Origin of the sequence: Streptomyces sp. (genome assembly GCF_035645055.1) — a bacterium.
GTDB lineage: Bacteria > Actinomycetota > Actinomycetes > Streptomycetales > Streptomycetaceae > Streptomyces.
The window spans coordinates 98,275-120,948 of sequence record NZ_DASQNH010000065.1; the positions used below are offsets into that span (position 1 = coordinate 98,275).

At 72.3% G+C, this 22,674-nt stretch carries 18 protein-coding genes; 10 read left to right on the forward strand and 8 right to left on the reverse strand.

The genetic code is table 11. The features are described from left to right. Positions 1 to 77: 77 nt before the first annotated feature. Complete coding sequence (locus tag VE614_RS22190) at positions 78 to 491, forward strand: roadblock/LC7 domain-containing protein (protein WP_324939861.1); 414 nt, start codon at positions 78 to 80, stop codon at positions 489 to 491. 125 nt (positions 492 to 616) lie between these two features. Then, on the forward strand, positions 617 to 1,498 hold the full coding sequence (locus tag VE614_RS22195; protein ID WP_324939864.1) for a DUF6397 family protein: 882 nt from the start codon (positions 617 to 619) through the stop codon (positions 1,496 to 1,498). Positions 1,499 to 1,517: 19 nt separating this feature from the next. Here the strand turns inward: VE614_RS22195 and VE614_RS22200 are convergent, their stop codons facing one another. Next, positions 1,518 to 2,384 carry an acyl-CoA thioesterase gene (locus VE614_RS22200; protein WP_043498495.1) on the reverse strand — a complete coding sequence of 289 codons (867 nt, stop codon included), beginning with the start codon at positions 2,382 to 2,384 and terminating at the stop codon, positions 1,518 to 1,520. Positions 2,385 to 2,403: 19 nt separating this feature from the next. Further along, positions 2,404 to 4,917 carry a DEAD/DEAH box helicase gene (locus VE614_RS22205; RefSeq protein WP_324939869.1) on the reverse strand — a complete coding sequence of 838 codons (2,514 nt, stop codon included), beginning with the start codon at positions 4,915 to 4,917 and terminating at the stop codon, positions 2,404 to 2,406. Between the two features lie 145 nt (positions 4,918 to 5,062). On the opposite strand from VE614_RS22205, the gene VE614_RS22210 reads away from it, so the two are divergent. After that, entirely contained in the window at positions 5,063 to 5,857 is a 795-nt protein-coding gene (locus tag VE614_RS22210) for a metal-dependent hydrolase (protein ID WP_324939872.1), read from the forward strand. A 50-nt stretch (positions 5,858 to 5,907) separates the two neighbouring features. Here the strand turns inward: VE614_RS22210 and VE614_RS22215 are convergent, their stop codons facing one another. The 4 genes from VE614_RS22215 to VE614_RS22230 all read right to left on the reverse strand — a co-directional run bounded on the left by VE614_RS22215 (position 5,908) and on the right by VE614_RS22230 (position 11,192). Then, positions 5,908 to 6,165 carry a type B 50S ribosomal protein L31 gene (locus tag VE614_RS22215; protein WP_324939876.1) on the reverse strand — a complete coding sequence of 86 codons (258 nt, stop codon included), beginning with the start codon at positions 6,163 to 6,165 and terminating at the stop codon, positions 5,908 to 5,910. Positions 6,166 to 6,216: 51 nt separating this feature from the next. After that, on the reverse strand, positions 6,217 to 6,687 hold the full coding sequence (locus VE614_RS22220; protein ID WP_324939879.1) for a DUF5709 domain-containing protein: 471 nt from the start codon (positions 6,685 to 6,687) through the stop codon (positions 6,217 to 6,219). Positions 6,688 to 7,467: 780 nt separating this feature from the next. Continuing rightward, positions 7,468 to 9,249: an ABC transporter ATP-binding protein gene (locus VE614_RS22225; RefSeq protein ID WP_324939882.1), complete on the reverse strand. Its 1,782-nt coding sequence runs from the start codon at positions 9,247 to 9,249 to the stop codon at positions 7,468 to 7,470. Continuing rightward, on the reverse strand, positions 9,246 to 11,192 hold the full coding sequence (locus VE614_RS22230; RefSeq protein WP_324939886.1) for an ABC transporter ATP-binding protein: 1,947 nt from the start codon (positions 11,190 to 11,192) through the stop codon (positions 9,246 to 9,248). The genes VE614_RS22225 and VE614_RS22230 overlap by 4 nt, the downstream gene beginning before the upstream one ends. 192 nt (positions 11,193 to 11,384) lie before the next feature. Here VE614_RS22230 and VE614_RS22235 point away from each other — a divergent pair, with 192 nt between their 5' ends. After that, entirely contained in the window at positions 11,385 to 13,061 is a 1,677-nt protein-coding gene (locus VE614_RS22235) for a peptide-N4-asparagine amidase (protein ID WP_324939889.1), read from the forward strand. 19 nt (positions 13,062 to 13,080) lie between these two features. Here the strand turns inward: VE614_RS22235 and VE614_RS22240 are convergent, their stop codons facing one another. Then, entirely contained in the window at positions 13,081 to 13,530 is a 450-nt protein-coding gene (locus VE614_RS22240; protein ID WP_324939892.1) for a MarR family transcriptional regulator, read from the reverse strand. A gap of 129 nt (positions 13,531 to 13,659) precedes the next feature. Here VE614_RS22240 and VE614_RS22245 point away from each other — a divergent pair, with 129 nt between their 5' ends. Next, positions 13,660 to 15,462: an ABC transporter ATP-binding protein gene (locus VE614_RS22245; RefSeq protein ID WP_324939895.1), complete on the forward strand. Its 1,803-nt coding sequence runs from the start codon at positions 13,660 to 13,662 to the stop codon at positions 15,460 to 15,462. 43 nt (positions 15,463 to 15,505) lie between these two features. Continuing rightward, positions 15,506 to 16,345, forward strand: coding sequence for an endolytic transglycosylase MltG (gene mltG / locus VE614_RS22250; protein ID WP_324939898.1), 840 nt, complete (start codon positions 15,506 to 15,508; stop codon positions 16,343 to 16,345). A 12-nt stretch (positions 16,346 to 16,357) separates the two neighbouring features. Here the strand turns inward: mltG and VE614_RS22255 are convergent, their stop codons facing one another. Beyond that, positions 16,358 to 17,434: an NAD(P)-binding domain-containing protein gene (locus tag VE614_RS22255; RefSeq protein WP_324939901.1), complete on the reverse strand. Its 1,077-nt coding sequence runs from the start codon at positions 17,432 to 17,434 to the stop codon at positions 16,358 to 16,360. A gap of 107 nt (positions 17,435 to 17,541) precedes the next feature. Here VE614_RS22255 and VE614_RS22260 point away from each other — a divergent pair, with 107 nt between their 5' ends. The 4 genes from VE614_RS22260 (at position 17,542) to VE614_RS22275 (ending at position 21,250) form a co-directional block, all read left to right on the forward strand. Beyond that, positions 17,542 to 17,970: a secondary thiamine-phosphate synthase enzyme YjbQ gene (locus VE614_RS22260; protein WP_324939904.1), complete on the forward strand. Its 429-nt coding sequence runs from the start codon at positions 17,542 to 17,544 to the stop codon at positions 17,968 to 17,970. Positions 17,971 to 18,129: 159 nt separating this feature from the next. Then, entirely contained in the window at positions 18,130 to 19,971 is a 1,842-nt protein-coding gene (locus VE614_RS22265) for a phage tail sheath family protein (protein ID WP_324939907.1), read from the forward strand. Between the two features lie 10 nt (positions 19,972 to 19,981). Further along, positions 19,982 to 20,503: a phage tail protein gene (locus VE614_RS22270; RefSeq protein ID WP_324939910.1), complete on the forward strand. Its 522-nt coding sequence runs from the start codon at positions 19,982 to 19,984 to the stop codon at positions 20,501 to 20,503. A 6-nt stretch (positions 20,504 to 20,509) separates the two neighbouring features. Continuing rightward, a complete protein-coding gene (locus VE614_RS22275) occupies positions 20,510 to 21,250 on the forward strand; it encodes a hypothetical protein (RefSeq protein ID WP_324939913.1) in 741 nt (246 codons plus the stop codon). The last annotated feature ends 1,424 nt before the right edge of the window (positions 21,251 to 22,674 follow it).

Below are 22,674 nucleotides of genomic sequence, written 5' to 3' on the forward strand. Positions count from 1 at the left end.
CGCGCGCCGGTCCTGGGTAAGGCTGACGGAGAGATCCCCTCCGGCCAGGGGGAGACATCACACGGGGAGACTTGAACATGGCACAGAACCAGGGACTCGGCTGGCTGCTGGACGACTTGACCGAACGCGTCGAAGACGTGCGCCACGCACTGGTCCTGTCCAACGACGGGCTGGTGACCGGCGCGAGCACGGGCCTGCGGCGCGAGGACGCGGAACACCTGGCCGCCGTCGCGTCCGGGTTGCACAGCCTGGCCAAGGGGTCGGGCCGGCACTTCGGCGCGGGGAATGTCCGCCAGACCATGGTGGAGTTCGACGACGCGGTGCTGTTCGTCACCGCGGCGGGCAGCGGCAGCTGTCTGTGCGTGCTCAGCGGCGCTGAAGCCGACATCGGCCAGATCGGCTACGAGATGACGCTGCTCGTCAACCGGGTCGGCGAACACCTCGGCGTAGATGCCCGCCGCCCTGAGCGAGCCCCAGCCGCAGACCTCTGAGCTGCGCTTTCTCACTCCCCCGCGGAGTTGTCCACAGGCTCGGCGCGCTGTCGGCCGGACCGGTTACGTTGGTGTCACCGCGAACGCACACAGCGTGAGCACACGACTCCACGGGGGAGACCGACATGTCAGGTGACACCATCACGGCAGGGAACCGCCTCACCTGGGCGCCGAGCCGGGCCGCCCGCGAACTGGGGCTCAAGCGCGACGAGTTCGACCTCGCGGTGCACCTGGGACGCATCCGCACGGTGCCCGACGACGGCGGCGGAGGCCGCCGCGTGCCCCGCGACGAGGTCGACCGGCTGCGCGCCGCGGAGGGCTTCCCCGAGACGCTCCGCGACGGCCTGCGGACAGTGGGGACACGGGAGGCCACCGCACTCATGGGCGTGACGCCGACCAGGTTCACCCGCCTCGCGCGCCTGGGTCTGGTGGTGCCCGTGGCCTTTTACATCAACCGTTACCGCGCGGTCGTCTGGCTCTATCTCGCCGACGAGGTACGGCAGTTCGCCGCCGACGAGAAGAACGCCGCGCTGCTGAGGGGCCGGGCACCCGAGTGGCTGCGGGACCAGCTGGCCGCCGGGCTCGATCTACGGCCCCGGAACTGGCGGGGCCGCCACCTGGGTTTCCTGCTGCGGCACGCCGACGACCCCTGGGAGAAGGCGGGCGCCCTGGCCGCCCTGCTCGATCCGGTCCAGATCGCGGAGCTGGTCAACGACCCCTACGAGCGTGCGCATCTGAACCGGTTCCGGCCCGGTCCGCCGGTCCGGTGCGCCCCCGGCTCGCCGGCGGCCCAGCTCGCCGAGAGGATCACGACGGCAGAGGACGCGGACGAGATCGGCTGGCTGCGGGCCGACCTGACACGGGCCCTGGAAGAGGCCCGCGAGCACCGGCCCGCCCCACGCCCGGCGCCCCGGCCGACACCGCGCCCCCGGTTGCCCGAGGCCGAGCTGCCGACGCCGGAGCGACGGCGCCGTCTTCCCGGATGGCTGCGCCGCAGAGGTTCCTGAACAGCCGGTCGGCCCCGGACTACAGCGCCCGGAACAGCCCTTCCTGGACGACGGACACCAGCAGGCGCCCTTCCAGGTCGTAGATCCGCCCACGGGCCAGACCCCGGCCCCCCGTCGCGATCGGGGACTCCTGGTCGTACAGGAACCACTCGTCGGCGCGGAACGGCCGGTGGAACCACATCGCGTGATCCAGCGACGCCATGTCGAAGCCACGCGGTCCCCACAGCGGCTCGACCGGGATGCGCACAGCGTCCAGCAGGGTCATGTCACTGGCGTACGTCAGCGCGCAGGTGTGCACCAGGGGGTCGTCACCGAGCGGGCCGACCGCCCTCATCCACACCGCGCTGCGGGGCTCGGCGCCCTCGATCTCCTCGGGCGTCCAGCGCAGCCGGTCCACGTAGCGGATGTCGAACGGCTGGCGACGCGCCATCCGCTCCAACTGTTCGGGCAGCGCGCCCAGATGCTCGCGGATCTCGTCGGCGACCGTCGGCAGGGACTCCGGGTCCGGCACCTTCCGGGCCGGCGGCAGCTGGTGCTCGAAGCTCCCTTCCTCAGGCTTGTGAAAGGAGGCGGTCAGATTGAAGATCGTGCGGCCCTGCTGCACGGCCGTGACCCGGCGGGTCGTGAACGACCGCCCGTCGCGGACCCGTTCCACCTGGTACACGATCGGCACGCCCGGCCGGCCCGGGCGCAGGAAGTACGCGTGCAGCGAATGCACCGGGCGGTCGCCCTCCGTGGTACGCCCGGCGGCGACCAGGGCCTGGCCGGCCACCTGGCCGCCGAAGACCCGCTGGAGGGACTCGTCGGGGCTGCGGCCACGGAAGATGTTGACCTCGATCTGCTCCAGGTCGAGCAGGTCGACGAGTCTCTCGGCCGGATTCGTCATGGGTGCCTTTCTCCTGTGCTCACAGCTGGCCGACGTCGGTGACACGGACCACGGCGCGACCCTCCGCGTCGGAGGCCACGAGATCGACCTCCGCGCTGATGCCCCAGTCGTGGTCGCCGTTCGGGTCGTCGAAGATCTGCCGGACGCGCCACAGACCGTTCTGCGGCTCCTCCTCGATGATCAGCAGCTTGGGACCGCGGGCGTCCGGGCCGGTGCCCAGCTCCTCGTACTCGTCCCAGTACTTGTCCATCGCCTCGCCCCAGGCCTCGGCGTCCCAGCCGGACTCGGCGTCCAGCTCGCCCAGCTCCGCCACCTGGTCGAGGGCCGCCAGCTCCACCCGGCGGAACATCGCGTTGCGCACCAGGACCCGGAAGGCCCGCGCGTTGGCGGTGACCGGCTTGACCTGGTCGGCCTTCTCCTGGGCCTCCTCGGCGGTCATCTCCTCCGGGTTCGCCAGCTGCTCCCACTCGTCGAGCAGACTGGAGTCGACCTGGCGGACCATCTCACCCAGCCACTCGATCAGATCCTGCAGATCCTCGGACTTCAGGTCGTCGGGCACGGTGTGGTCGAGCGCCTTGTAGGCGCTGGCCAGGTAGCGCAGCACGATGCCCTCGGTGCGGGCCAGCTCGTAGTGGGACACCAGCTCCGTGAAGGTCATCGCCCGCTCGTACATGTCGCGGATGACCGACTTCGGCGACAGCGGATGGTCACCGACCCAGGGGTGGCTCTTGCGGTACGTGTTGTACGCGTGGAAGAGCAGCTCCTCCAGGGGCTTCGGGTAGGTGATGTCCTGGAGGCGCTCCATGCGCTCCTCGTACTCGACGCCGTCCGCCTTCATCGCGGCCACCGCCTCGCCGCGCGCCTTGTTCTGCTGGGCGGCGAGGATCTGCCGCGGGTCGTCCAGCGTGGACTCCACCACGGACACCATGTCCAGGGCGTAGGACGGCGACTCCGGGTCCAGCAGCTCGAACGCGGCGAGCGCGAAGGTGGACAGCGGCTGGTTCAGCGCGAAGTCCTGCTGGAGGTCGACGGTGAGCCGGACGATCCGGCCCTCTGCGTCCGGCTTGTCCAGTTTCTCGACGATGCCGCCGCCCAGCAGCGAACGGTAGATCGCGATCGCGCGGCGGATGTGCCGCAGCTGCTGCCTGCGCGGCTCGTGGTTGTCCTCCAGCAGATGCCGCATCGCCTCGAAGGCGTTCCCGGGCCGTGCGATCACCGACAGCAACATGGTGTGCGTCACCCGGAAGCGGGACGTCAGCGGCTCCGGTTCGGACGTGATCAGCTTCTCGAAGGTGTCCTCCGACCACGCCACAAAACCCTCGGGCGCCTTCTTGCGGACCACCTTGCGGCGCTTCTTCGGGTCGTCGCCCGCCTTGGCGAGCGCCTTTTCGTTCTCGATGACGTGCTCGGGCGCCTGGGCGACGACGAAACCCGCCGTGTCGAAGCCGGCCCGCCCGGCACGGCCCGCGATCTGGTGAAACTCCCGCGCGCGCAGGGTGCGCACCCGGCTGCCGTCGTACTTGGTCAGTGCCGTGAACAGCACCGTGCGAATGGGCACGTTGACGCCGACGCCGAGCGTGTCCGTGCCGCAGATGACCTTCAGCAGACCGGCCTGGGCCAGCTTCTCCACCAGACGCCGGTACTTGGGCAGCATGCCGGCGTGGTGCACACCGATGCCGTGCCGCACATAACGGGAGAGGTTGCGGCCGAACTTGGTGGTGAAACGGAAGTTGCCGATCAGCTCGGCGATCCGCTCCTTCTCCTCCTTCGAGCACATGTTGATGCTCATCAGCGCCTGCGCTCGCTCCACCGCCTGCGCCTGGGTGAAGTGCACGATGTACACCGGCGCCTGCTGGGTCTGCAGCAGTTCCGTCAGCGTCTCCGTGAGCGGCGTGCGCCGGTACGCGTAGGAGAGCGGGACGGGGCGGGTCGCCGAGCGGACCACCGAGGTCGGGCGGCCGGTGCGCCGGGCCAGGTCCTTCTCGAACATCGAGACGTCGCCGAGGGTGGCCGACATCAGGATGAACTGCGCCTGCGGCAGCTCCAGAATCGGGATCTGCCAGGCCCAGCCGCGGTCCGGCTCCGCGTAGAAGTGGAACTCGTCCATGACGACCTGGCCGACGTCCGCGTGCTTGCCGTCGCGCAGCGCGATGGAGGCGAGCACCTCGGCGGTGCAGCAGATGACCGGGGCGTCGGCGTTGACGGACGCGTCGCCGGTCAGCATGCCGACGTTCTCGGTGCCGAAGATCTTGCACAGCTCGAAGAACTTCTCCGACACCAGCGCCTTGATCGGAGCGGTGTAGAAGGTGACCTCGTCCCGGGCGAGCGCCGCGAAGTGGGCACCGGCGGCGATCATGCTCTTGCCGGAACCGGTGGGCGTCGACACGATCACGTTCGCGCCCGAGACCACCTCGATCAGCGCCTCCTCCTGGTGGGGATAGAGGGTGAGACCGCGGTCCTGAGCCCACGACTCGAAGGCTTCGTACAGGGCGTCGGGGTCGGCGGTCGGCGGCAGCTGATCGATGAGGGTCACGCCCCCATCTTGCCTGGCCTCGCGCCCGATGCGGGAATCGGATGCCCGCCCGAAGATCACGAACGCTACGCTGAGTCGCCGGCGTGGCGACAGCACGCGCGGCCGACTGGACAGCGGCACACGAAGAACGGGGCGGGCAACGGCGATGATGGGACCAGCACACTCACTCTCCGGAGCCGCGGCCTGGCTCGGAGTCGGAGCGGCCGCCGCCGCGGCCGGGCACCCCATGCCCTGGCCGGTCGTGCTGGCCGGCGCCCTGATCTGCGCCGGCGCCGCGCTCGCCCCCGACCTCGACCACAAGGCGGCGACCATCTCCCGGGCCTTCGGGCCCCTCTCGCGCGGCCTGTGCGAGATCGTCGACAAGCTTTCGTACGCGGTCTACAAGGCCACCAGGAAGCAAGGCGACCCGCGTCGCTCCGGCGGGCACCGCACGCTGACGCACACCTGGGTGTGGGCGGTGCTGATCGGGGGCGGCACCTCGGTACTGGCGATCACCGGCGAGCGCTGGGCGGTGCTGGCGATCCTGTTCGTGCACATGGTGCTGGCGATCGAGGGCCTGCTGTGGCGGGCGACCCGCGGCTCCGGCAGCGATGTCCTGGTATGGCTCCTGGCCGCGACCAGCGCGTGGATCCTGGCCGGAGTGCTGGACAAGCCGGGCAACGGGTCGGACTGGCTGTTCACGGCGCCGGGCCAGGAGTATCTGTGGCTGGGACTGCCGGTCGTGCTGGGCGCGCTGGTACACGACATCGGGGACGCGCTGACGGTCTCCGGCTGCCCGATCCTGTGGCCGATCCCGGTCGGGCGCAAGCGCTGGTACCCGGTCGGCCCGCCGAGGGCCATGCGCTTCCGGGCGGGCAGCTGGGTCGAGCTGAAGGTGCTGATGCCGGCGTTCATGCTGCTCGGGGGAGTGGGCGGCGCGGCGGCGCTCAACGTGATCTGAGGCGGGCCGCCCGGGCGGCCCGCCGCCCCGTGGGCTCGGACCTGGTGGGTTCAGCCCTGGCGGGTGCCCTCGCCGTAGCGCCGTTCGAAGCGGGCGACGCGGCCCTCCGTGTCCACGGTGCGGGCCTTGCCGGTGTAGAAGGGGTGGCTCTCCGCGGAGATCTCCACGTCCACCACCGGGTAGGTCTCGCCGTCGTCCCATTCGATGGTCTGGTCGCTGGTCGCGGTGGACCGGGTGAGGAAGGCGTAGCCGGCGGCCCGGTCGCGGAAGACGACGGGGTGGTAGTCGGGGTGCTTGTCCTGCTGCATGGGTGCTCCAGGTGGGGCGGGGGCAGGGGAGAGGCGCCGGTGACGGCGGGGTCAGCCGGACAGGGATTCCTCGTCGACGATGTGCATGGCGGCCTCCTCGGCGGAGGCGGCGGCGCCGTCGATACCGACGTCCGTGGCGACCAGTGCCGCTTCCTCGTCCTCGTGCGCGCCTTCGTCGGGGGCGACGAGACGACCCGCGCGGGCGGCACCGACCTCGTTGTCCAGGAGTTCGCCGTCCGTGTCCGCGGAGTCGCCGAGGCCGTCGCCGTCCGGAACGGCGAGGTCGGGCTGCTCTTCGGCCAGCCGCTGGTCCAGGGTCTCGCCGGCGTGGCGCTCGGCCGCGGTCACCCCGGTGTGCTCCACCGCCCACGGTCGCTCCGGAGGGGACCAGCCCCGGTCGAGGGGATCGTCGACACCGTCGTACTCCAGGGTGTCCTCCGCGTCGAGCACGCCCGTGTCCTCGCGTTGGTCGGACGCGTCGGGCTGATAGACGTCGTCTCCCCATCCGTCGGCGCTGTTCACGGGTACCTCCAGGGGGTGGGGACGGTGCCGTTCTCACCGCGGTGGGCGGCGGACCGCGATCGTCCGTGCCGGGGCACAGGCCCCGCCCGCCACGGACTGCGGGCGCGCCCCCGAGCCGGCGCCGCCGCTATCCAGCCTTCCACCCCTGTTCGGCACCGCGCAACGGCAAGGAGCCGAGGGGGCTGCGCCGGGCTCCGGCCCGGGCCGTTCCCCGGGCTCCGGCCCGTGCCGGTGATGAACGGCCGGCCGGGATCCAGGCCGCGGCAGCCCACCGCCTGCCCGGAACCACGCCGGACGCCGACGGCCCGGCACCGCCCGCGCCCCGGCCGGTCCCGTCGCTGCCGGGCGAGGCGACGCGGCCAGGGGTGCACGAGGCGATATGGGACACCCGAGTGCCTGGGCCGGCGCCTCGCTGGCGCCCGCCAAACAGCGTCTGGGGCAGCGCCTGGCAATCGGCCGTCCGGGGACGCACGGTACTTCCGGCCCTTCGGGCCGCGCCCCGCCAGCGCAGGCCCGCACCCGCTCTTGGCGCTCTCTCCGTCCGGGGCCCGCGCGGCACCCGCCCGGCTCGGGGCCTGCCCGGCACCTGCCCTTGGCGCCCACTCCGTCCGGGGCCTGCCCGCCACCTGCCCTTGGCGCCCACTCCGTCCGGGGCCCGCCCGGCACTTGCCCTTGGCACCCACTCCGTCCGGGGCCCGCGCGGCACCGACCCTCGGCTCCGCCCCACCCGGGACCCGCGGCGTGCCCACCGTCGGCTCCGCCCCACCCCAGGCGGACGGCTCAGCCGTGCCACGACCTCCACAGGGCCGCGTACGCTCCGTTCGCGGCGACGAGATCGGTGTGGCTGCCGAGTTCGGTGATGCGTCCGTCCTCGACGACGGCGATGACGTCGGCGTCATGGGCGGTGTGCAGGCGGTGGGCGATGGCGACGACGGTGCGGCCGTCGAGGACCCGGGCCAGGGAGCGTTCCAGATGGCGGGCGGCGCGGGGATCGAGCAGGGAGGTCGCCTCGTCCAGCACCAGGGTGTGCGGGTCGGCCAGCACCAGGCGGGCCAGGGCGATCTGCTGGGCCTGCGCCGGGGTCAGCGCGAGCCCGCCCGAGCCGACCTCGGTGTCCAGGCCTTCGTCCAGAGCCCGTGCCCACCCGTCCGCGTCGACCGCGCCGAGCGCCGCCCACAGCTCGGCGTCCACGGCGTCGGTGCGGGCGAGCAGCAGGTTGTCCCGCAGGGAGCCCACGAAGACGTGGTGCTCCTGGTTGACCAGGGCCACATGGGAGCGGACCCGCTCGGCCGGCATCCGGGACAGTTCGGCACCGCCGAGGGTGATCCGGCCGTCGCGGGGCGCGTAGATCCCGGCGAGCAGCCGGCCCAGCGTGGACTTGCCCGCCCCCGAGGGGCCGACCAGCGCCAGCCGGGTGCCGGGAGCGACCTCCAGGGAGACCTTGCGCAGCACGTCCACGCCTTCGAGGTAGCCGAAGCGCACCCGGTCGGCCCGTACGTCGCGGCCGTCCGGCCGCACCGAGGCGTCCCCCGCGTCCGGCTCGATGTCGCGGACCCCGACCAGCCGGGCCAGCGACACCTGGGCCACCTGGAGTTCGTCGTACCAGCGCAGGATGAGCCCCACAGGGTCGACCAGCATCTGCGCGATCAGTGCGCCCGTGGTGAGCTGCCCGACGCCGATCCAGCCCTGCAGGACGAACACCCCGCCGACCATCAGCACGGAACCGAGGACCGTCACATGGGTGAGATTGATGACCGGGAACAGGACCGAGCGCAGCCAGAGGGTGTACCGCTCCCAGGCCGTCCACTCGCGGATCCGCCGCTCGGACAGTTCCACCCGCCGCCGGCCCAGCCGGTGCGCCTCGATGGTGCGCCCGGCGTCCACCGTCTCGGCGAGCGCGGCGGCCACGGCGGCGTATCCGGCGGACTCGGACCGGTAGGCGGAGGGCGCCCGGCGGAAGTACCAGCGGCAGCCGGCCACCAGCAGCGGCAGCGCGAGCAGCACCGCGGCGGCCAGCGGAGGTGCCGTGACGACGAGTCCGCCCAGCAGGAGTCCGGCCCACACCACACCGATGGCCAGCTGCGGCACGGCCTCGCGCATGGCGTTGGCGAGCCGGTCGATGTCCGTGGTGATCCGGGAGAGCAGATCGCCGGTGCCGGCCCGTTCCAGGACGCCCGGCGGCAGCCCGACCGACCGGACGAGGAAGTCCTCGCGCAGATCGGCCAGCATCCGCTCGCCGAGCATCGCGCCGCGCAGCCGTACCTCCCGCACGAACACGGCCTGGAGGACCAGCGCCACGACGAACAGGATCGCCGTCAGGCCCAGGTGCAGTTCCCGCGCCTCGTCCGTCACCCGCTCGACGAGTCCGCCCAGCAGGTAGGGGCCCGCCATGGAGGCGATCACGGCGACCGTGTTCACGCCGACGAGGAGCAGGAACGCACGGCGGTGCCGGCGGAACAGCTCGGCCACGTAGGCGCGGACGGTGGCGGGGGCGCCGACGGGCAGGGTGTTCGCCGTCGTCGGGGCCGCCGGGTCGTGGGCCGGTGGCGCCACGCCGATCATGCGGTCTCCTCGATCTCTTCCAGTTCGTTCAGTTCATTGAGCCGCTGTCCGTGGAACTGCTCCGCATCGATCCGCTGTGCGTCGATCCGCTGTGCATCGATCGGCTGCGCATCGATCGGCTGCGCATCGATCCGCTGTTCACCGGGCCGCTGTTCACCGGGCCGTTGTCCGTCGAGCTGCTTCCGGCCGCCGACTTCATCGAGTCCGCTTCCGTCGTCGGCCTCACGGGTCACCACCGCCCGGTACCGCGGCTCGTCGTGCACCAGCTCACGGTGCGGCCCGACCGCCGCGACCCGGCCGTCGTGGACCAGCACCACCCGGTCCGCGCGGTCCAGCAGCAGCGGAGAGGAGGTGAAGACCACGGTCGTACGGCCGTCCCGCAGGTCCCGCAGGCCCTGGGCGATGCGCGCCTCGGTATGGGAGTCGACGGCGGAGGTCGGCTCGTCGAGGACCAGCACCTCCGGGTCGGTCAGCAGCGACCGGGCCAGGGCGAGCCGCTGGCGCTGGCCGCCGGAGAGGGACCGGCCGCGTTCGGTGATCCGGGCGTCCAGCGGGTCCTCGACGTCGAGCGAACTCTGGGCGAGCGCCGCCAGTACGTCCCCGCACTGCGCGGCGGACAGCGCGTCCGAGGCGTCGACCGCGCCCGAGGAGGGCACGTCGAGCAGGTCGCGCAGGGTGCCCGAGAGAAGGACCGGGTCCTTGTCCTGGACGAGGACGGCGGTGCGCGCGGTGTCGAGCGGGAGTTCGTCCAGCGGCACCCCGCCGAGCAGCACGGGCGTACCCGCCTCGGCGGCGTGTCCGCCCAGCCGTTCCGCGAGCCGCCCCGCCGCGTCCGGGTCGCCGCAGACCACGGCGGTCAGCAGGCCCTCGGGGACGAGCAGTCCGGTGGCCGGGTCGTACAGATCGCCGGAGGGCGGATCGGCGGCGCGTGAGCCGCCGGTGTCGGTGGCGCGTTCCAGCGACAGCACGCGGGCGGCCCGCCGGGCCGAGGGGCGCGAGAAGGAGTACGCCATCGCGATCTCCTCGAAGTGCCGCAGCGGGTAGCTCATGATCATGACGGAGCTGTACACGGTGACCAGCTCGCCGACGGTGATCCGGCCTTCGCGGGCCAGGCGGACGCCGTACCAGACGACCGAGATCAGCAGCAGTCCGGGCAGCAGCACCTGGATCGCGGAGATCAGCGACCACATCCGGGCGCTGCGCACGGCCGCGTGGCGGACCTCCTGGGAGGCGCGGCGGTAGCGGTCGAGGAACAGGTCCTCGCCGCCGATGCCCCGCAGTACGCGCAGGCCGGCCACGGTGTCGGAGGCCAGTTCGGTGGCCCGTCCGGCCTTCTCGCGCTGGATGTCGGCGCGTCGCGTGGCGGGAGGCAGCAGCGGCAGCACCGCGAGGGCCAGCACGGGCAGGCCCAGCGCGACGACCACGCCGAGCGCCGGCTGGTAGACGACGAGGCCGACGGCGACCAGGACGACGGTGAGGGCGGCGGCGGTGAACCGGGAGACGGCTTCCACGAACCAGCCGACCTTCTCCACGTCGCCCGTGGAGACGGCCACCACCTCACCGGCCGCGACCCGCCGGGTCAGCGCCGAGCCCAACTGGGCCGTCTTGCGGGCCAGCAGCTGCTGGACGCGGGCCGCCGCGGTCACCCAGTTGGTGACGGCGGCGCGGTGCAGGAAGGTGTCGCCGAGCGCGATGCCGACGCCGCACAGCGCCAGCAGCCCGCCCGCCAGGGCCAGTCGGGAGCCGGAGCGGTCGACGACCGCCTGGACGGCGAACCCGACGCAGAACGGGAGCGCGGAGACGGAGACGAAGTGCAGCAGGCCCCAGGCCAGCGACTTCAGCTGGCCGCTCAGCTGATTGCGGAAGAGCCACCACAGAAATCGGGGGCCCGAGCGTGCGTCGGGCACGCCCGGGTCGGGAAACGGAAGGTCTCGGATCTGCATGACGTCCCAGTGGCTCGGATCAGGGGGGTGAACGGCGACAGCAAGCCGTGAAAGGTTCACGTCGTGACATGGTCAATAGCAAACGGTTTTCCACGGGACCGCACAGAACGGGCAAGGCGGGGCCGGAGGGTGGCAGGGGGCGGCCGGGGATGCCTCATTGCGCCGGTCGCGGAACCCCCGTAGAAACCCGCCATGAGAAACCGTCTCATCATGTCCATGCTCACCGGGCTCTCGGGAGCGACCCTCCTCGCCGGCGCCCTGCTCGGAGCGGGCCCCGCCCAAGCGGCCGATGTCCCCGCCGAGTTCGGCACCGACTGGCACGATCCGGTCACCGCCGCCCCGCCCGTCCCCAGGCCGGACACCGAGTCCTGCCAAGTGACCCTCGCCGAGGCGAAATTCCGCGACTTCACCCCTTACCGCGGCACCTACACCCCGCCGGACGGCTGCGGCGAGAGCTGGAGCAGGGTCGTACTGCGCCTCGACGGCAAGGTCAAGGGCCGCCAGTACGACCGCCTGGGCCATCTCCAGGTCGGCGGGGTCGAGATTCTCCGCACCTCGACCCCGCAGCCTTCACCGGACGGCATCGAGTGGTCCGTCGAGAAGGACGTCACCCGCTACAGCGACACCTTCCGCCGCGCCCAGGAGGTCGAGATGCTCATCGGGAACGTCGTCGACGACACCTACACGGGCGTCATCGACGTCAAGACCACCCTCACCTTCTACGCGGCCGGCCGCCCGACCGGCGCGCCCACCTCCGACCGCGTCCTCACCTCCGACCGCGTCCGCACCCCCGACCGCGTCCTCACCCTCACCGACGGAACGACCCTCACCACCCCGCGCAACAGCGAGCGCATCGTCGCCGAGGTGTACGCCACCGGCTCCGGAGGCGGCTGCGAGGAGTACTGGTATCTCACGGTGCCCTCCATCGCGCCGTACTCCTGCCGGGCCGACGACGGCCCCTACCGCGAGGTCCAGCTCCGGGTCGACGGACGACTGGCCGGAATCGCCACGCCGTTCCCGACGGTCTGGACCGGCGGCTGGTCCAACCCCTTCCTCTGGTACGTCGTTCCGGGCCCGCGCGCCTTCGACATCAAGCCGATCACCTACGACCTGACCCCGTTCGCCGGACTCCTCAACGACGGCCGCCCGCACCGGATCGAGGTCTCCGTGACCGGCGTGCCCGAGGGCCGTCCCGGCTGGGGCGCGCCCGTCAACGTCCTGGTCTGGCAGGACGAGAGGCGCGCACACGTCCCCGGCGCGCTCACCGGCCACCGGGAGGGCGTCCCGGCGAACTCCTCGACGTACACGCCGCGTTCGGAGAAGGAGGAGCACCGGGTGGACACCGAGGCCGCCCACCGTCTGACGGTCTCCGGATACGTCGAGACCTCGCACGGCCGGGTCACCACCACCGTCAGCCGGGCCCTCGCGCACGCCTCCGCGCACCGCTGGACCGACGAGGAGACCACGGACGCGCTCGACGCCGAGTGGACCGACACGGAAGCGGTCACCGTGAGCGGGCAGGGACCGGCCCGCACGACGCGTACCCACCGGACGTACACGATGGACGGCACCACCACCCTCGGCGCGGCGGACCGGCTGCGCACGGTGCTGACGCTGGGCGACCGGGCCGTCGCCGTCACCACGCGGGACGGCCGGCGCACCGCCTGGTCGCGGCTCGACGACACTTACACGGGCGACGCCACCTACACCGTGAACGTCCCGCGCGACGAGCGGCGCGCGGTCGGCACGACGCGCGAGCGCTACCGGCTGTCCGGATCCGAAGCGGGTGCGTCCGGGTGCCATGACCGCACGCTCACGACCGTGCAGGGCGTGCTCGTCGAGGACCGGCTGCGCTGCCGGGGGGCGTGACCCGCGCCCGCGAAAGGTCTCAGCAGGACCGCTCGCCGGCCCCGTCCACCAGCGTGTCCAGCAACCCGCCCAGCAGCCGCCGCTGATCCTCCGTCAGCGGTGCCAGGATCTCGTTCGCCGCCGACCGCCGTACTCCGCGCAGCCGCCGCAGCGCGGTGCGGCCGTCGGGGGTCAGTTCTATGCGGATCACCCGCCGGTTCGCCGGATCCGGCACCCGGCGCACCTTCCCGCTCGCCTCGAGCCCGTCGACCAGCGTGGTCACGGCCCGCGGTACGACCTCCAGGCGCTCGGCGAGATCGGCCATGCGGGGCGGCGAGCCGTAGTGCGCGAGGGTGCGCAGCAGCCGGGACTGGGCGGGGGTGATGCCCAGTCCGCGCTGCTCCAGATGGCGCTTCTGGATGCGGTGCACCCGGCGGGTGAGCCGCAGCAGCTGCTCGGCGAGCAGGGCGTCCGGATCGGGGGTGGTCATGCGGGAACAATATCAGGACACCGTTCATTGTGAGTGTAGGTAACAATGAGCTACGATCCTCCATCGTCCCCGGCGGGAAGCCGTCGCCTCCCCGGTCCTCCCGCCCGCCGCCCACCTCCGTAGGAGCCCATGCACCCCGACCACGACCCCGTCTGGAGCCCACCCGCCGACGCCGAGGAGCAGCCCCGGCAGGTGCGTCGCATCCTCGCGCTCTTCCGCCCCTACCGCGGCCGTCTCGCCGTCGTCGGCCTCCTGGTCGGCGCCTCCTCGGTGGTCTCGGTGGCCACCCCGTTCCTGCTGAAGGCGATCCTCGACGTCGCGATCCCCGAGCGGCGCACCGGCCTGCTCACCCTGCTGGCCCTCGGCATGATCCTGAGCGCCGTCCTCACCAGCGTCTTCGGCGTGCTGCAGACCCTGATCTCCACCACCGTCGGCCAGCGCGTCATGCACGATCTGCGCACCGCGGTCTACGGCCGCCTCCAGCGCATGTCCCTGGCCTTCTTCACCCGCACCCGCACCGGCGAGGTCCAGTCCCGCATCGCCAACGACATCGGAGGGATGCAGGCCACCGTCACCTCCACGGCCACCTCGCTGGTCTCCAACCTCACCGGAGTCATCGCGACGATCGTCGCGATGCTGGCCCTCGACTGGCGGCTGACCGTGGTCTCGCTGCTCCTGCTGCCGGTCTTCGTGTGGATCAGCCGCCGCGTCGGCAACGAACGCCGCAGGATCACCACCCAGCGCCAGAAGCAGATGGCGACGATGGCCGCCACGGTCACCGAGTCGCTGTCGGTCAGCGGCATCCTGCTCGGCCGCACCATGGGCCGCGCCGAGTCGCTCACGAAGACGTTCGCCGACGAGTCCGAGCGCCTGGTCGACCTGGAGGTCCGCGCGAACATGGCGGGCCGCTGGCGGATGGCGGTCATCACGATCGTCATGGCCGCGCTGCCCGCCGTCATCTACTGGACGGCCGGTCTCGCCCTGGCCCTCGGCGGACCCGACGTCTCCCTCGGTACGATCGTCGCGTTCGTCTCCCTCCAGCAGGGCCTGTTCCGCCCGACCGTGAGCCTGCTCGGCACCGGTGTGCAGCTCCAGACCTCGCTGGCGCTCTTCCAGCGCATCTTCGAGTATCTCGACCTGCCGACAGACATCACCGAGCGGGAACGCCCGGTCCGCCTCGGCAAGGTCGAGGGCGAGGTCCGGTTCGAGAACGTCGAGTTCCGCTACGACGGCCAGGGCGCCCCCGTCCTCGACGGCGTCGACCTCACCGTGCCGGCCGGCGGCAGTCTCGCGATCGTCGGCCCGACCGGCGCGGGCAAGTCCACGCTGGGCTATCTGGTGCCGCGGCTGTACGACGTGACGGGCGGCCGGGTCACCCTCGACGGCGTCGATGTGCGCGACCTGGACTTCGACACCCTCGCCCGCGCGGTGGGAGTGGTCTCCCAGGAGACGTATCTCTTCCACGCGACCGTCGCCGACAACCTGCGCTTCGCCAAGCCCGACGCCACCGACGAGGAGTTGCACGCGGCGGCCCGCGCGGCCCAGATCCACGACCACATCGCGGGCCTGCCCGACGGGTACGACACGGTCGTCGGCGAGCGCGGCCACCGCTTCTCCGGCGGTGAGAAGCAGCGCCTGGCCATCGCCCGGACCATCCTGCGCGATCCGCCGGTGCTCATCCTCGACGAGGCGACCAGTGCCCTGGACACCGGAACCGAGCACGCGGTGCAGCAGGCGATCGACGCGCTCTCCGCGGGCCGCACCACGCTCACCATCGCGCACCGGCTGTCCACGGTCCGGGGTGCCGACCAGATCGTGGTCCTCGACTCCGGGCGCGCGGTGGAGCGGGGTACGCACGAGGAGCTGCTGGCGCTCCAGGGGCGCTACGCCGCGCTGGTGCGCCGGGACGCCCGACTGGAGCCGACGAGATGAAGATATGCCGGGTTTGTAGGGGTATGCGGGTTACCGTGCCCGCATGCAGATGAACACTCCGCCACGGAGCACGATTCGACTGACGCGCCGGGGCCGCGTGGCTCTCATCGCGACCGGAGCCGTCGTGGCCGGCACCGCCGTGGCGGTGCCGCTGCTGACCCTCGAGGACGAGGAGCCCAAGAAGCCCACGACCCTGGTCATCCCCGAGGGCTGGCGCGCCTCCCAGATCTACGCGGCCGTCGACAAGGCCCTCGAACTGCCCCCGGGAACCACCAGGAAGTCCCTGGACAAGGCCAATCTGAAGCTGCCGATCGACGCCGAGGGCAACCCGGAGGGCTATCTCTTCCCGGCGACGTATCCGCTGGCCGAGAACACCACCCCCGAGGCGCTGCTGACGGCGATGGTCGACACCGCGAACAAGAGGTTCAACGGCGCCCCGATCGCCGCCGGCGCCCAGCGCAACGCGATGAACGTCTACCAGGCCGTCACCATCGCCAGCATCGTCCAGGCCGAGGCCGCCACCAAGGCCGACATGGGCAAGGTCGCCCGGGTGATCTTCAACCGGCTGGAGCGCGGCATGCCGCTCCAGATGGACTCCACCATCAACTACGCGCTGAACCGCGCCACGCTGAAGACCACGCTGGACGACACCCGCATCGACAGCCCCTACAACTCGTACCAGCGCATGGGCCTGCCGCCCACGCCGATCGACAACCCGGGCGAGGAGGCGGTGCGCGCCGCGATCAGCCCGACGCCGGGCGACTGGCTGTACTTCGTCACGGTCAAGCCGGGCGACACCCGCTTCACCGCCGACTACGCCGAGCACCAGCGCAACGTGGCCGAGTTCAACGCCCAGCAGAAGAGCCAGAGCCCCCGGCGCTGACCGTACGGGACATCACGCCGCCACCGGCTCCCCGGCCAGCAGGCGCCTGATGTCCCGTACGGCCGCCCGGCCGGCCCGGTTGGCGCCGATCGTGCTCGCCGACGGGCCGTAGCCCACGAGATGGATCCGCGGATCCGCTGCCGCGCGCGTCCCCTCCACCCGGATGCCGCCACCCGGCTCGCGCAGCCTCAGCGGCGCCAGATGGTCGATCGCGGCCCGGAACCCGGTCGCCCAGAGGATCACATCCGCTTCCACGTGCTGCCCGTCCGCCCACTCGACGCCCTCCGGGGTGATCCGGTCGAACATCGGCCGCCGGTCCAGGACCCCGTCCGCCAGCCCCTGCCGGATCGCGTCGTTCAGCGGCAGCCCGGTGACCGACACCACGCTCTTCGGCGGCAGCCCCCGCCGCACCCGCTCCTCCACGAGCGCGACCGCCGCGCGCCCCGCCTCCTCGTCGAACGGCCCCTCCCGGAAGACCGGCGGCCGGCGCGTCACCCAGGTGGTGGCCGCCGCGTACGGCGCGATCTCCAGCAGATGCTGGGTCCCGGAGGCGCCCCCGCCCACCACGATCACCCGCTGCCCGGCGAACTCCTCGGGCCCCGGGTACTGCGCGGTGTGCAGCTGCCGCCCTCGGAAGGACTCCTGCCCGGGATAGCGCGGCCAGAAGGGCCGGTCCCAGGTGCCGGTCGCGTTGATCAGCGCCCGGGTCGCCCAGGTCCCCGCCGAGGTCTCCACCAGCAGCCGCCCGTCCCGCCCCTCCCGGACGGCCCGCACGCCGACGGGCCGCCGTACCCGCAGGCCGAAGGCCCGCTCGTAGGCCGTGAAGTACTCGGCGATCACCTCCGACGACGGCCGCGCCGGATCCGCCCCGGTCAGCTCCATGCCCGGCAGCGCGTGCATCCCGTGCACCTTGCCGTACGTCAGGGACGGCCACCGGAACTGCCAGGCACCCCCCGGGGCGGGGGATCGGTCCAGCACCACGAAGTCGCGATCCGGCTCGAAACCGGTGCGGCGCAGGTGAAAGGCGGCGGCCAGCCCGGCCTGACCGGCCCCTACGACGACTACCTCGACCTCGCGTGTGCTGTTCACGCTTCTACCAACAGTGGCGTGGTCATGGATCTTCCCAGGTGCCTCGCGACCACGGTGGCGGGACGGCGCGACCACGGCGGCGGACGGGATGGGTAAGGATGGGGGGCATGTCAGATGCGTTCACCACCCGAGTGCTGCACATCGCCTCCGGCTCCGAGGAGACCGTCGTCGACCTCACCCGCGACTGCGAGGCCTTCCTCCGGGAGGCGGCCGCCGGGCGCGACGGCCTCCTCAACGTCTTCGTCCCGCACGCCACCGCCGGCATCGCCGTCATCGAGACCGGCGCGGGCAGCGACGACGACCTGCTCACCGCACTGCACACCCTGCTTCCCGCCGACGACCGCTGGCAGCACCGCCACGGCAGCCCCGGCCACGGCCGCGACCACGTCCTGCCGGCCATCGTCCCGCCGCACGCCACCCTGCCCGTGCTGGACGGTCGACTGGAACTGGGCACCTGGCAGTCGGTGTGCCTGGTGGACACCAACCGCGACAACCCGAACCGGCAGGTACGGCTCAGCTTCCTCGGCGGCTCCTGAGTGCCCGGCCGCCCCCGTCCGGTCTGATCAGCCGACTTCCGTCACCTGATCGAAGCAGCCCCACCGCTCTCCAGAGCGCCGTACCGCGCCTCGTCTGCCTACGGTGATCACGGACCGCGAGCAGCGTTCTTCAGTTCGGCGTGGAGAGAAGAGGCTGGCATGCCGGTGAACGTCACCTATCCGGGCGTCTACATCGACGAGGTCAAGAGTTCCGTCCGGACGATCACGGGCGTGCCCACCTCGGTGGCCGCCTTCGTCGGCTACGCGCCGCGCGGCCCGGTCGACCGGCCCGTGCACATCACGGGCTGGGCCGACTACGAGGCCGCCTTCGGCGGACTGCAGGCCAACTGCCCCATGAGCTATGCCGTCTACCAGTTCTACCTGAACGGCGGCAGCGAGGCCGAGATCGTCCGGGTGGTGAAGGACGGTGACAAGCCCGTCCGGCTGCCGCTCGGCACGACGCCGTCCGGCAAGGAACCCGCCCGCGGCGCGGGAGCACCCGCGCGCGAGGGCGAAGGCGGCGAGAACGCCGGCGAGGGCGAGGGAACCGAGACGGCACCCCCGGCCGAGGAGAAGAAACGCGGCCGGGGCGGTGGAGAAGCGACCGGTGCCGACCGGCCGGGCGGCCGGGGCCGCCCCGCCCCGCCCGGCCTGGTGGCCGCCTCCCCGGGGCGCTGGGGACACAACCTGCGGGCCCGGGTGGACTACGACACCTCCGAAGGGCCGGACGTCGCCAGGGACCGGCGGGAACTGTTCAACCTGACCATCCGTGACATGGAGACCGGCGCCGAAGAGCGCTACCTCAACGTCAGCGTCCGGCCGGACAGCCCCCGCAACCTCGCCGACCTGCTGGAGACCTCCCGGCTCGTCCGCGTCGACCCGCACAGCCCGATCGACACGGTGCCCCCGCAGAACGCGCCGGTCGACGCCGGAGCCGACCCGTTCTCCCTGAGCCTGGAAGGGACCGCGGGCGGCCAGCCGCTCTACTACGCCCCCGCCGACTCCGGCCGGGGGGCCGACGAGGACGAACGGCCCCTCGATCCGCGTGCCTACCAGGGCGACGTCGCCGCCAAGACCGGCCTGTACCAGCTGCTGAAGACGGACATCTTCAACATCCTGTGCCTGCCCGACGCCCACTGGCTCGACGAGCAACTGGCGGCCAAGGGCGAGGGCGGCAATGTGAGGACGCTCCGGGACGCCGCGCTGGAGCTGTGCATCGACCGGCGCGCCATCCTCCTCGTCGACCCGCCGCCGACCTGGACCGCCCCGCAGTCCGGCGGCGGATCCGGCGCCGTCGACGCTGTCGGCGCCGTGGTCGGCCGCGCCAAGGAACTCGAACTGGGGGACCCCGGCAAGAACGCCGCCGTCTACTACCCCCAGGTGCTCGCTCCGGACCCCCTGCGCCAGGGCGCGCTGCGTGCCTTCCCGCCGTCCGGTGTCATGGCCGGGGTGCTGGCCCGCACCGACGTCCAGCGCGGGGTGTGGAAGGCGCCCGCGGGCACCGACGCCTCGCTCACCGGCGTCAGCGACCTCGAAGTGTCGCTGACCGACCTGGAGATCGGGCGGCTCAACCCGCTCGGCATCAACTGTCTGCGCCGGCTGCCCGCCGCGGGCCCGGTCGCCTGGGGAGCGCGCACCCTGCGCGGAGCCGACCGGCTCGCCGACGAATGGAAGTACCTGCCGGTGCGCCGCCTCGCGCTCTTCATCGAGGAGAGCCTGTTCCGGGGCACGCACTGGGTGGTGTTCGAGCCCAACGACGAGCCGCTGTGGGCGTCCATCCGCCTCAACGTCGGCGCCTTCATGAACTCGCTGTACCGCGCGGGCGCCTTCCAGGGCCGCACCCCCCAGGAGGCCTACCTGGTCAAGTGCGACAAGGAGACCAACCCGCAGAACGACATCGACCGCGGGATCGTCAACATCCACGTCGGCTTCGCCCCGCTGAAACCCGCCGAGTTCGTGATCGTCCACATCCAGCAGCTCGCCGGCCAGATCCAGGTCTAGGAGGACGACGATGCCGGAAGTGACGCGCCGGGACCCCTTCAAGAACTTCCGCTTCAAGGTGAAGTTCAGCGGAGAGACCGCCCATATCGCCGGAATCAGCAAGGTCAGCGGCCTGAGAAGAACGACCGAGGTCATCCTGCACCGCGACGGCGGCGACCCCGGCACCAGCCGCAAACTGCCGGGCCGCACCGAGTACGAGGCCATCACCCTGGAACGCGGGATCACCGTCGACACCGCCTTCGAGGAGTGGGCCAACCGCATCTGGAGCCTGCGCAACTCCTCCGGCGGCCTGGAGACCTCACTCAAGGACTTCCGCCGGGACCTCATCATCGACGTCTTCGACGAAGGCGGCCAGCAGGTGCTGTCCTACTCCGTCCGCGAGGCCTGGGTCTCGGAGTACCAGGGCCTACCCGAACTCGACGCCGGATCCCCCGGAGTCGCCTTCGAACGCATCAGGATCGAGCACCACGGCTGGGTGCGGGAGAAGACCAACCCGCCGGAGGAGCCCCAGTTCACCGACATCGCAGGGTGATGACCCGTGCCGTGGGCGCTGACGGAGACGAACGTCCTCGACGTGTGGGAGAGCGGCCTCGGCAGCACGCCGGCCGGCCGGGCCGTGCTGCTCGCCTCCATGGCGGCACCGTCCGGCCGGGACGTCGCCGACCTGCCGCTCAGCACGCTCAACGCGCTGCTGCTGCACCTCCGGTCCGGTGCGTTCGGTGACCTGCTGCCCTGCGTCACCGACTGCCCGCGGTGCGGCGAGAGCCTCGACGTCACCGTCTCCACGGACGAGCTGCGGGCACTGGGGGCCGGGCGGACCGGGGAGGCGGGGCCCGGCGGACGGACCGAGCCCGCCGTCGCCACCCTCACCGCCCACGGCATGGAGATCACCTTCCGCGCGCTCACCGCGCGGGACGTACAGGCCGTCGACCCCACCGCGCCCCGGGCTCGCCGGCAACTGCTGCGCCGCTGCGTGCTCGGCGTCAGCCCGCCCGCCGACGAGGTGCCGGACGAGGTCCTGGAGGACATCGCCCGTCGGCTGCCCGGCCTCGACCCCGGCGCCGACCCGGTGTTCACCCTCGACTGTCCCCAGTGCGCGCACCGCTGGCAGGCCCCGCTCGACATCGCCGACCACCTGTGGGCCGATGTGTGCGGCTACGCGCAGCGGCTGCTGCACGAAGTGCACGCGCTGGCGCGGGCGTACGGCTGGTCGGAGGCCGAGGTGCTGGCGGTCGGTCCGCTCCGGCGGCGCTTCTACCTGGAGGCGAGCGCTGGATGACTGACTTCGTGTCCCGGCTGCTCGGGGCCCCCGGACCGTGGCTCCGGCCGCTGACCCCCAACGTCTTCGACCCGGACGCACCGCGGTTGCCGGGGGGTGGGGAGCGCGTCGTTGCGCAGGCTCCGCCAGGGGAGTCGGAGGAGGCAGTGGAGCCGAGGGAGGCGGAAGAGTCGGAGGAGGCGGAAGAGTCGGACGAGGCGGAAGAGTCGGGGGAGGCGGGGGAGGCGCTGGAGGGGGCGCGTGCGGAGGCTGAGGGGGCGCCCGCGGTGGCCGGTCCAGGGCCGGTGCGTGGCGGGAGCAGGGCGGGCGAAGAGGACCCGGGCGGGCCGGGTCATGCCGTAGGTGTCGCGGTGGAGGCGGCAGGGCCGGACTCGCGGGGGAGGTCCGAGCGCTCGGCGGGTTCGGGCGCGGAGCGCCATGTGACGACCGGCGCGGGAGTGGAAGCCACGCCGGTGGGCGGGGGCGTTTCCGGCCGGGGTGTTCAGGAAGTCCGCGATGCTCGTGATCGGCATCGGGGTCGTCGTGTCAGGTCGGCGGACGGGGGCGCCGTTGGCTCGACCGGCCACCGTCGTCCGGACGCGCGCACACCTGAGGTGGTCCCGCCCGGCGAAGCGGCGCCTTCGGCCGGTCCCGCACCCGAGTGCGCTGTTACGGCCCCCGCGACGCCGCTGCCTGACCGGCGTGCGGCACAACGAGGACGCCCGAAGGGTTCGGAGCCTGCGGTGAGCGGATCAGGGGTGGACGGTTCAGGGGTGGGCGGATCAGGGGTGGACGGTTCAGGGGTGGTCGTCGGGCCTTCCGAGGCTTCGCCGCCCGGTCGTTCGAGGGGCAGGTCTGGGGCTTCGGCTGGTGGCCGGGGAGTGGTGTCCGGGGATTGCGCCGGTGCGTTGGCGGAAGCCACGGATGCCTCATCCAAGGCTTCCTCTGCTTCCTGTGCTTCCTCTGATTCCTCAGTTTCCTCTCATCCGGTGCCCGGCGGCTCGGCCTCCGCACCGCACGGTCCTGGTCCGCTGCCGACCGGGCCCGGCCCTGCCCCGGAGCGGCAGACTCACGGTTCCGCGCCGAGCCGCGTCGGTGAACCGGCCGAGCCCGCCCGGGAGCCGAAGAGAGGCAGTGCCGCTGAGCCGCCGGTGGCCGTGGGCCTCTCACCCGAGCACTCACCTGGGGCGGGAGAGCCGCAGCGGGTGGCCTGGGGGCGTCCGTCTCACGCACGGGAGCTGGGGGAGGCGGATCCGACGATGCGGCGCGAGCCGGAGGATGTGGTGTCGCGGCGGTCGGCTGAGGCGCGGGAGCCCGCGGAACCGTCGGCGGAGAGCAGAGTGGTGCCGCGCGAGCCGGAACGCGGGTCGGCGCGGAGCGCATCCGCGTCGCGGGGCCTTGAGGGCCCGTCGTCGCGCGGTTCGGCTGTGTTGCGGGAGCCCGAG

Coding starts and splice junctions, on each gene's coding strand:
- VE614_RS22190 (WP_324939861.1), top strand. CDS start 78: ATGGCACAGAACCAGGGACTCGGCTGGCTGCTGGACGACTTGACCGAA.
- VE614_RS22195 (WP_324939864.1), top strand. CDS start 617: ATGTCAGGTGACACCATCACGGCAGGGAACCGCCTCACCTGGGCGCCG.
- VE614_RS22200 (WP_043498495.1), bottom strand. CDS start 2,384: ATGACGAATCCGGCCGAGAGACTCGTCGACCTGCTCGACCTGGAGCAG.
- VE614_RS22210 (WP_324939872.1), top strand. CDS start 5,063: ATGATGGGACCAGCACACTCACTCTCCGGAGCCGCGGCCTGGCTCGGA.
- VE614_RS22215 (WP_324939876.1), bottom strand. CDS start 6,165: ATGCAGCAGGACAAGCACCCCGACTACCACCCCGTCGTCTTCCGCGAC.
- VE614_RS22225 (WP_324939882.1), bottom strand. CDS start 9,249: ATGATCGGCGTGGCGCCACCGGCCCACGACCCGGCGGCCCCGACGACG.
- VE614_RS22230 (WP_324939886.1), bottom strand. CDS start 11,192: ATGCAGATCCGAGACCTTCCGTTTCCCGACCCGGGCGTGCCCGACGCA.
- VE614_RS22235 (WP_324939889.1), top strand. CDS start 11,385: ATGAGAAACCGTCTCATCATGTCCATGCTCACCGGGCTCTCGGGAGCG.
- VE614_RS22240 (WP_324939892.1), bottom strand. CDS start 13,530: ATGACCACCCCCGATCCGGACGCCCTGCTCGCCGAGCAGCTGCTGCGG.
- VE614_RS22245 (WP_324939895.1), top strand. CDS start 13,660: ATGCACCCCGACCACGACCCCGTCTGGAGCCCACCCGCCGACGCCGAG.
- mltG (WP_324939898.1), top strand. CDS start 15,506: ATGCAGATGAACACTCCGCCACGGAGCACGATTCGACTGACGCGCCGG.
- VE614_RS22260 (WP_324939904.1), top strand. CDS start 17,542: ATGTCAGATGCGTTCACCACCCGAGTGCTGCACATCGCCTCCGGCTCC.
- VE614_RS22265 (WP_324939907.1), top strand. CDS start 18,130: ATGCCGGTGAACGTCACCTATCCGGGCGTCTACATCGACGAGGTCAAG.
- VE614_RS22270 (WP_324939910.1), top strand. CDS start 19,982: ATGCCGGAAGTGACGCGCCGGGACCCCTTCAAGAACTTCCGCTTCAAG.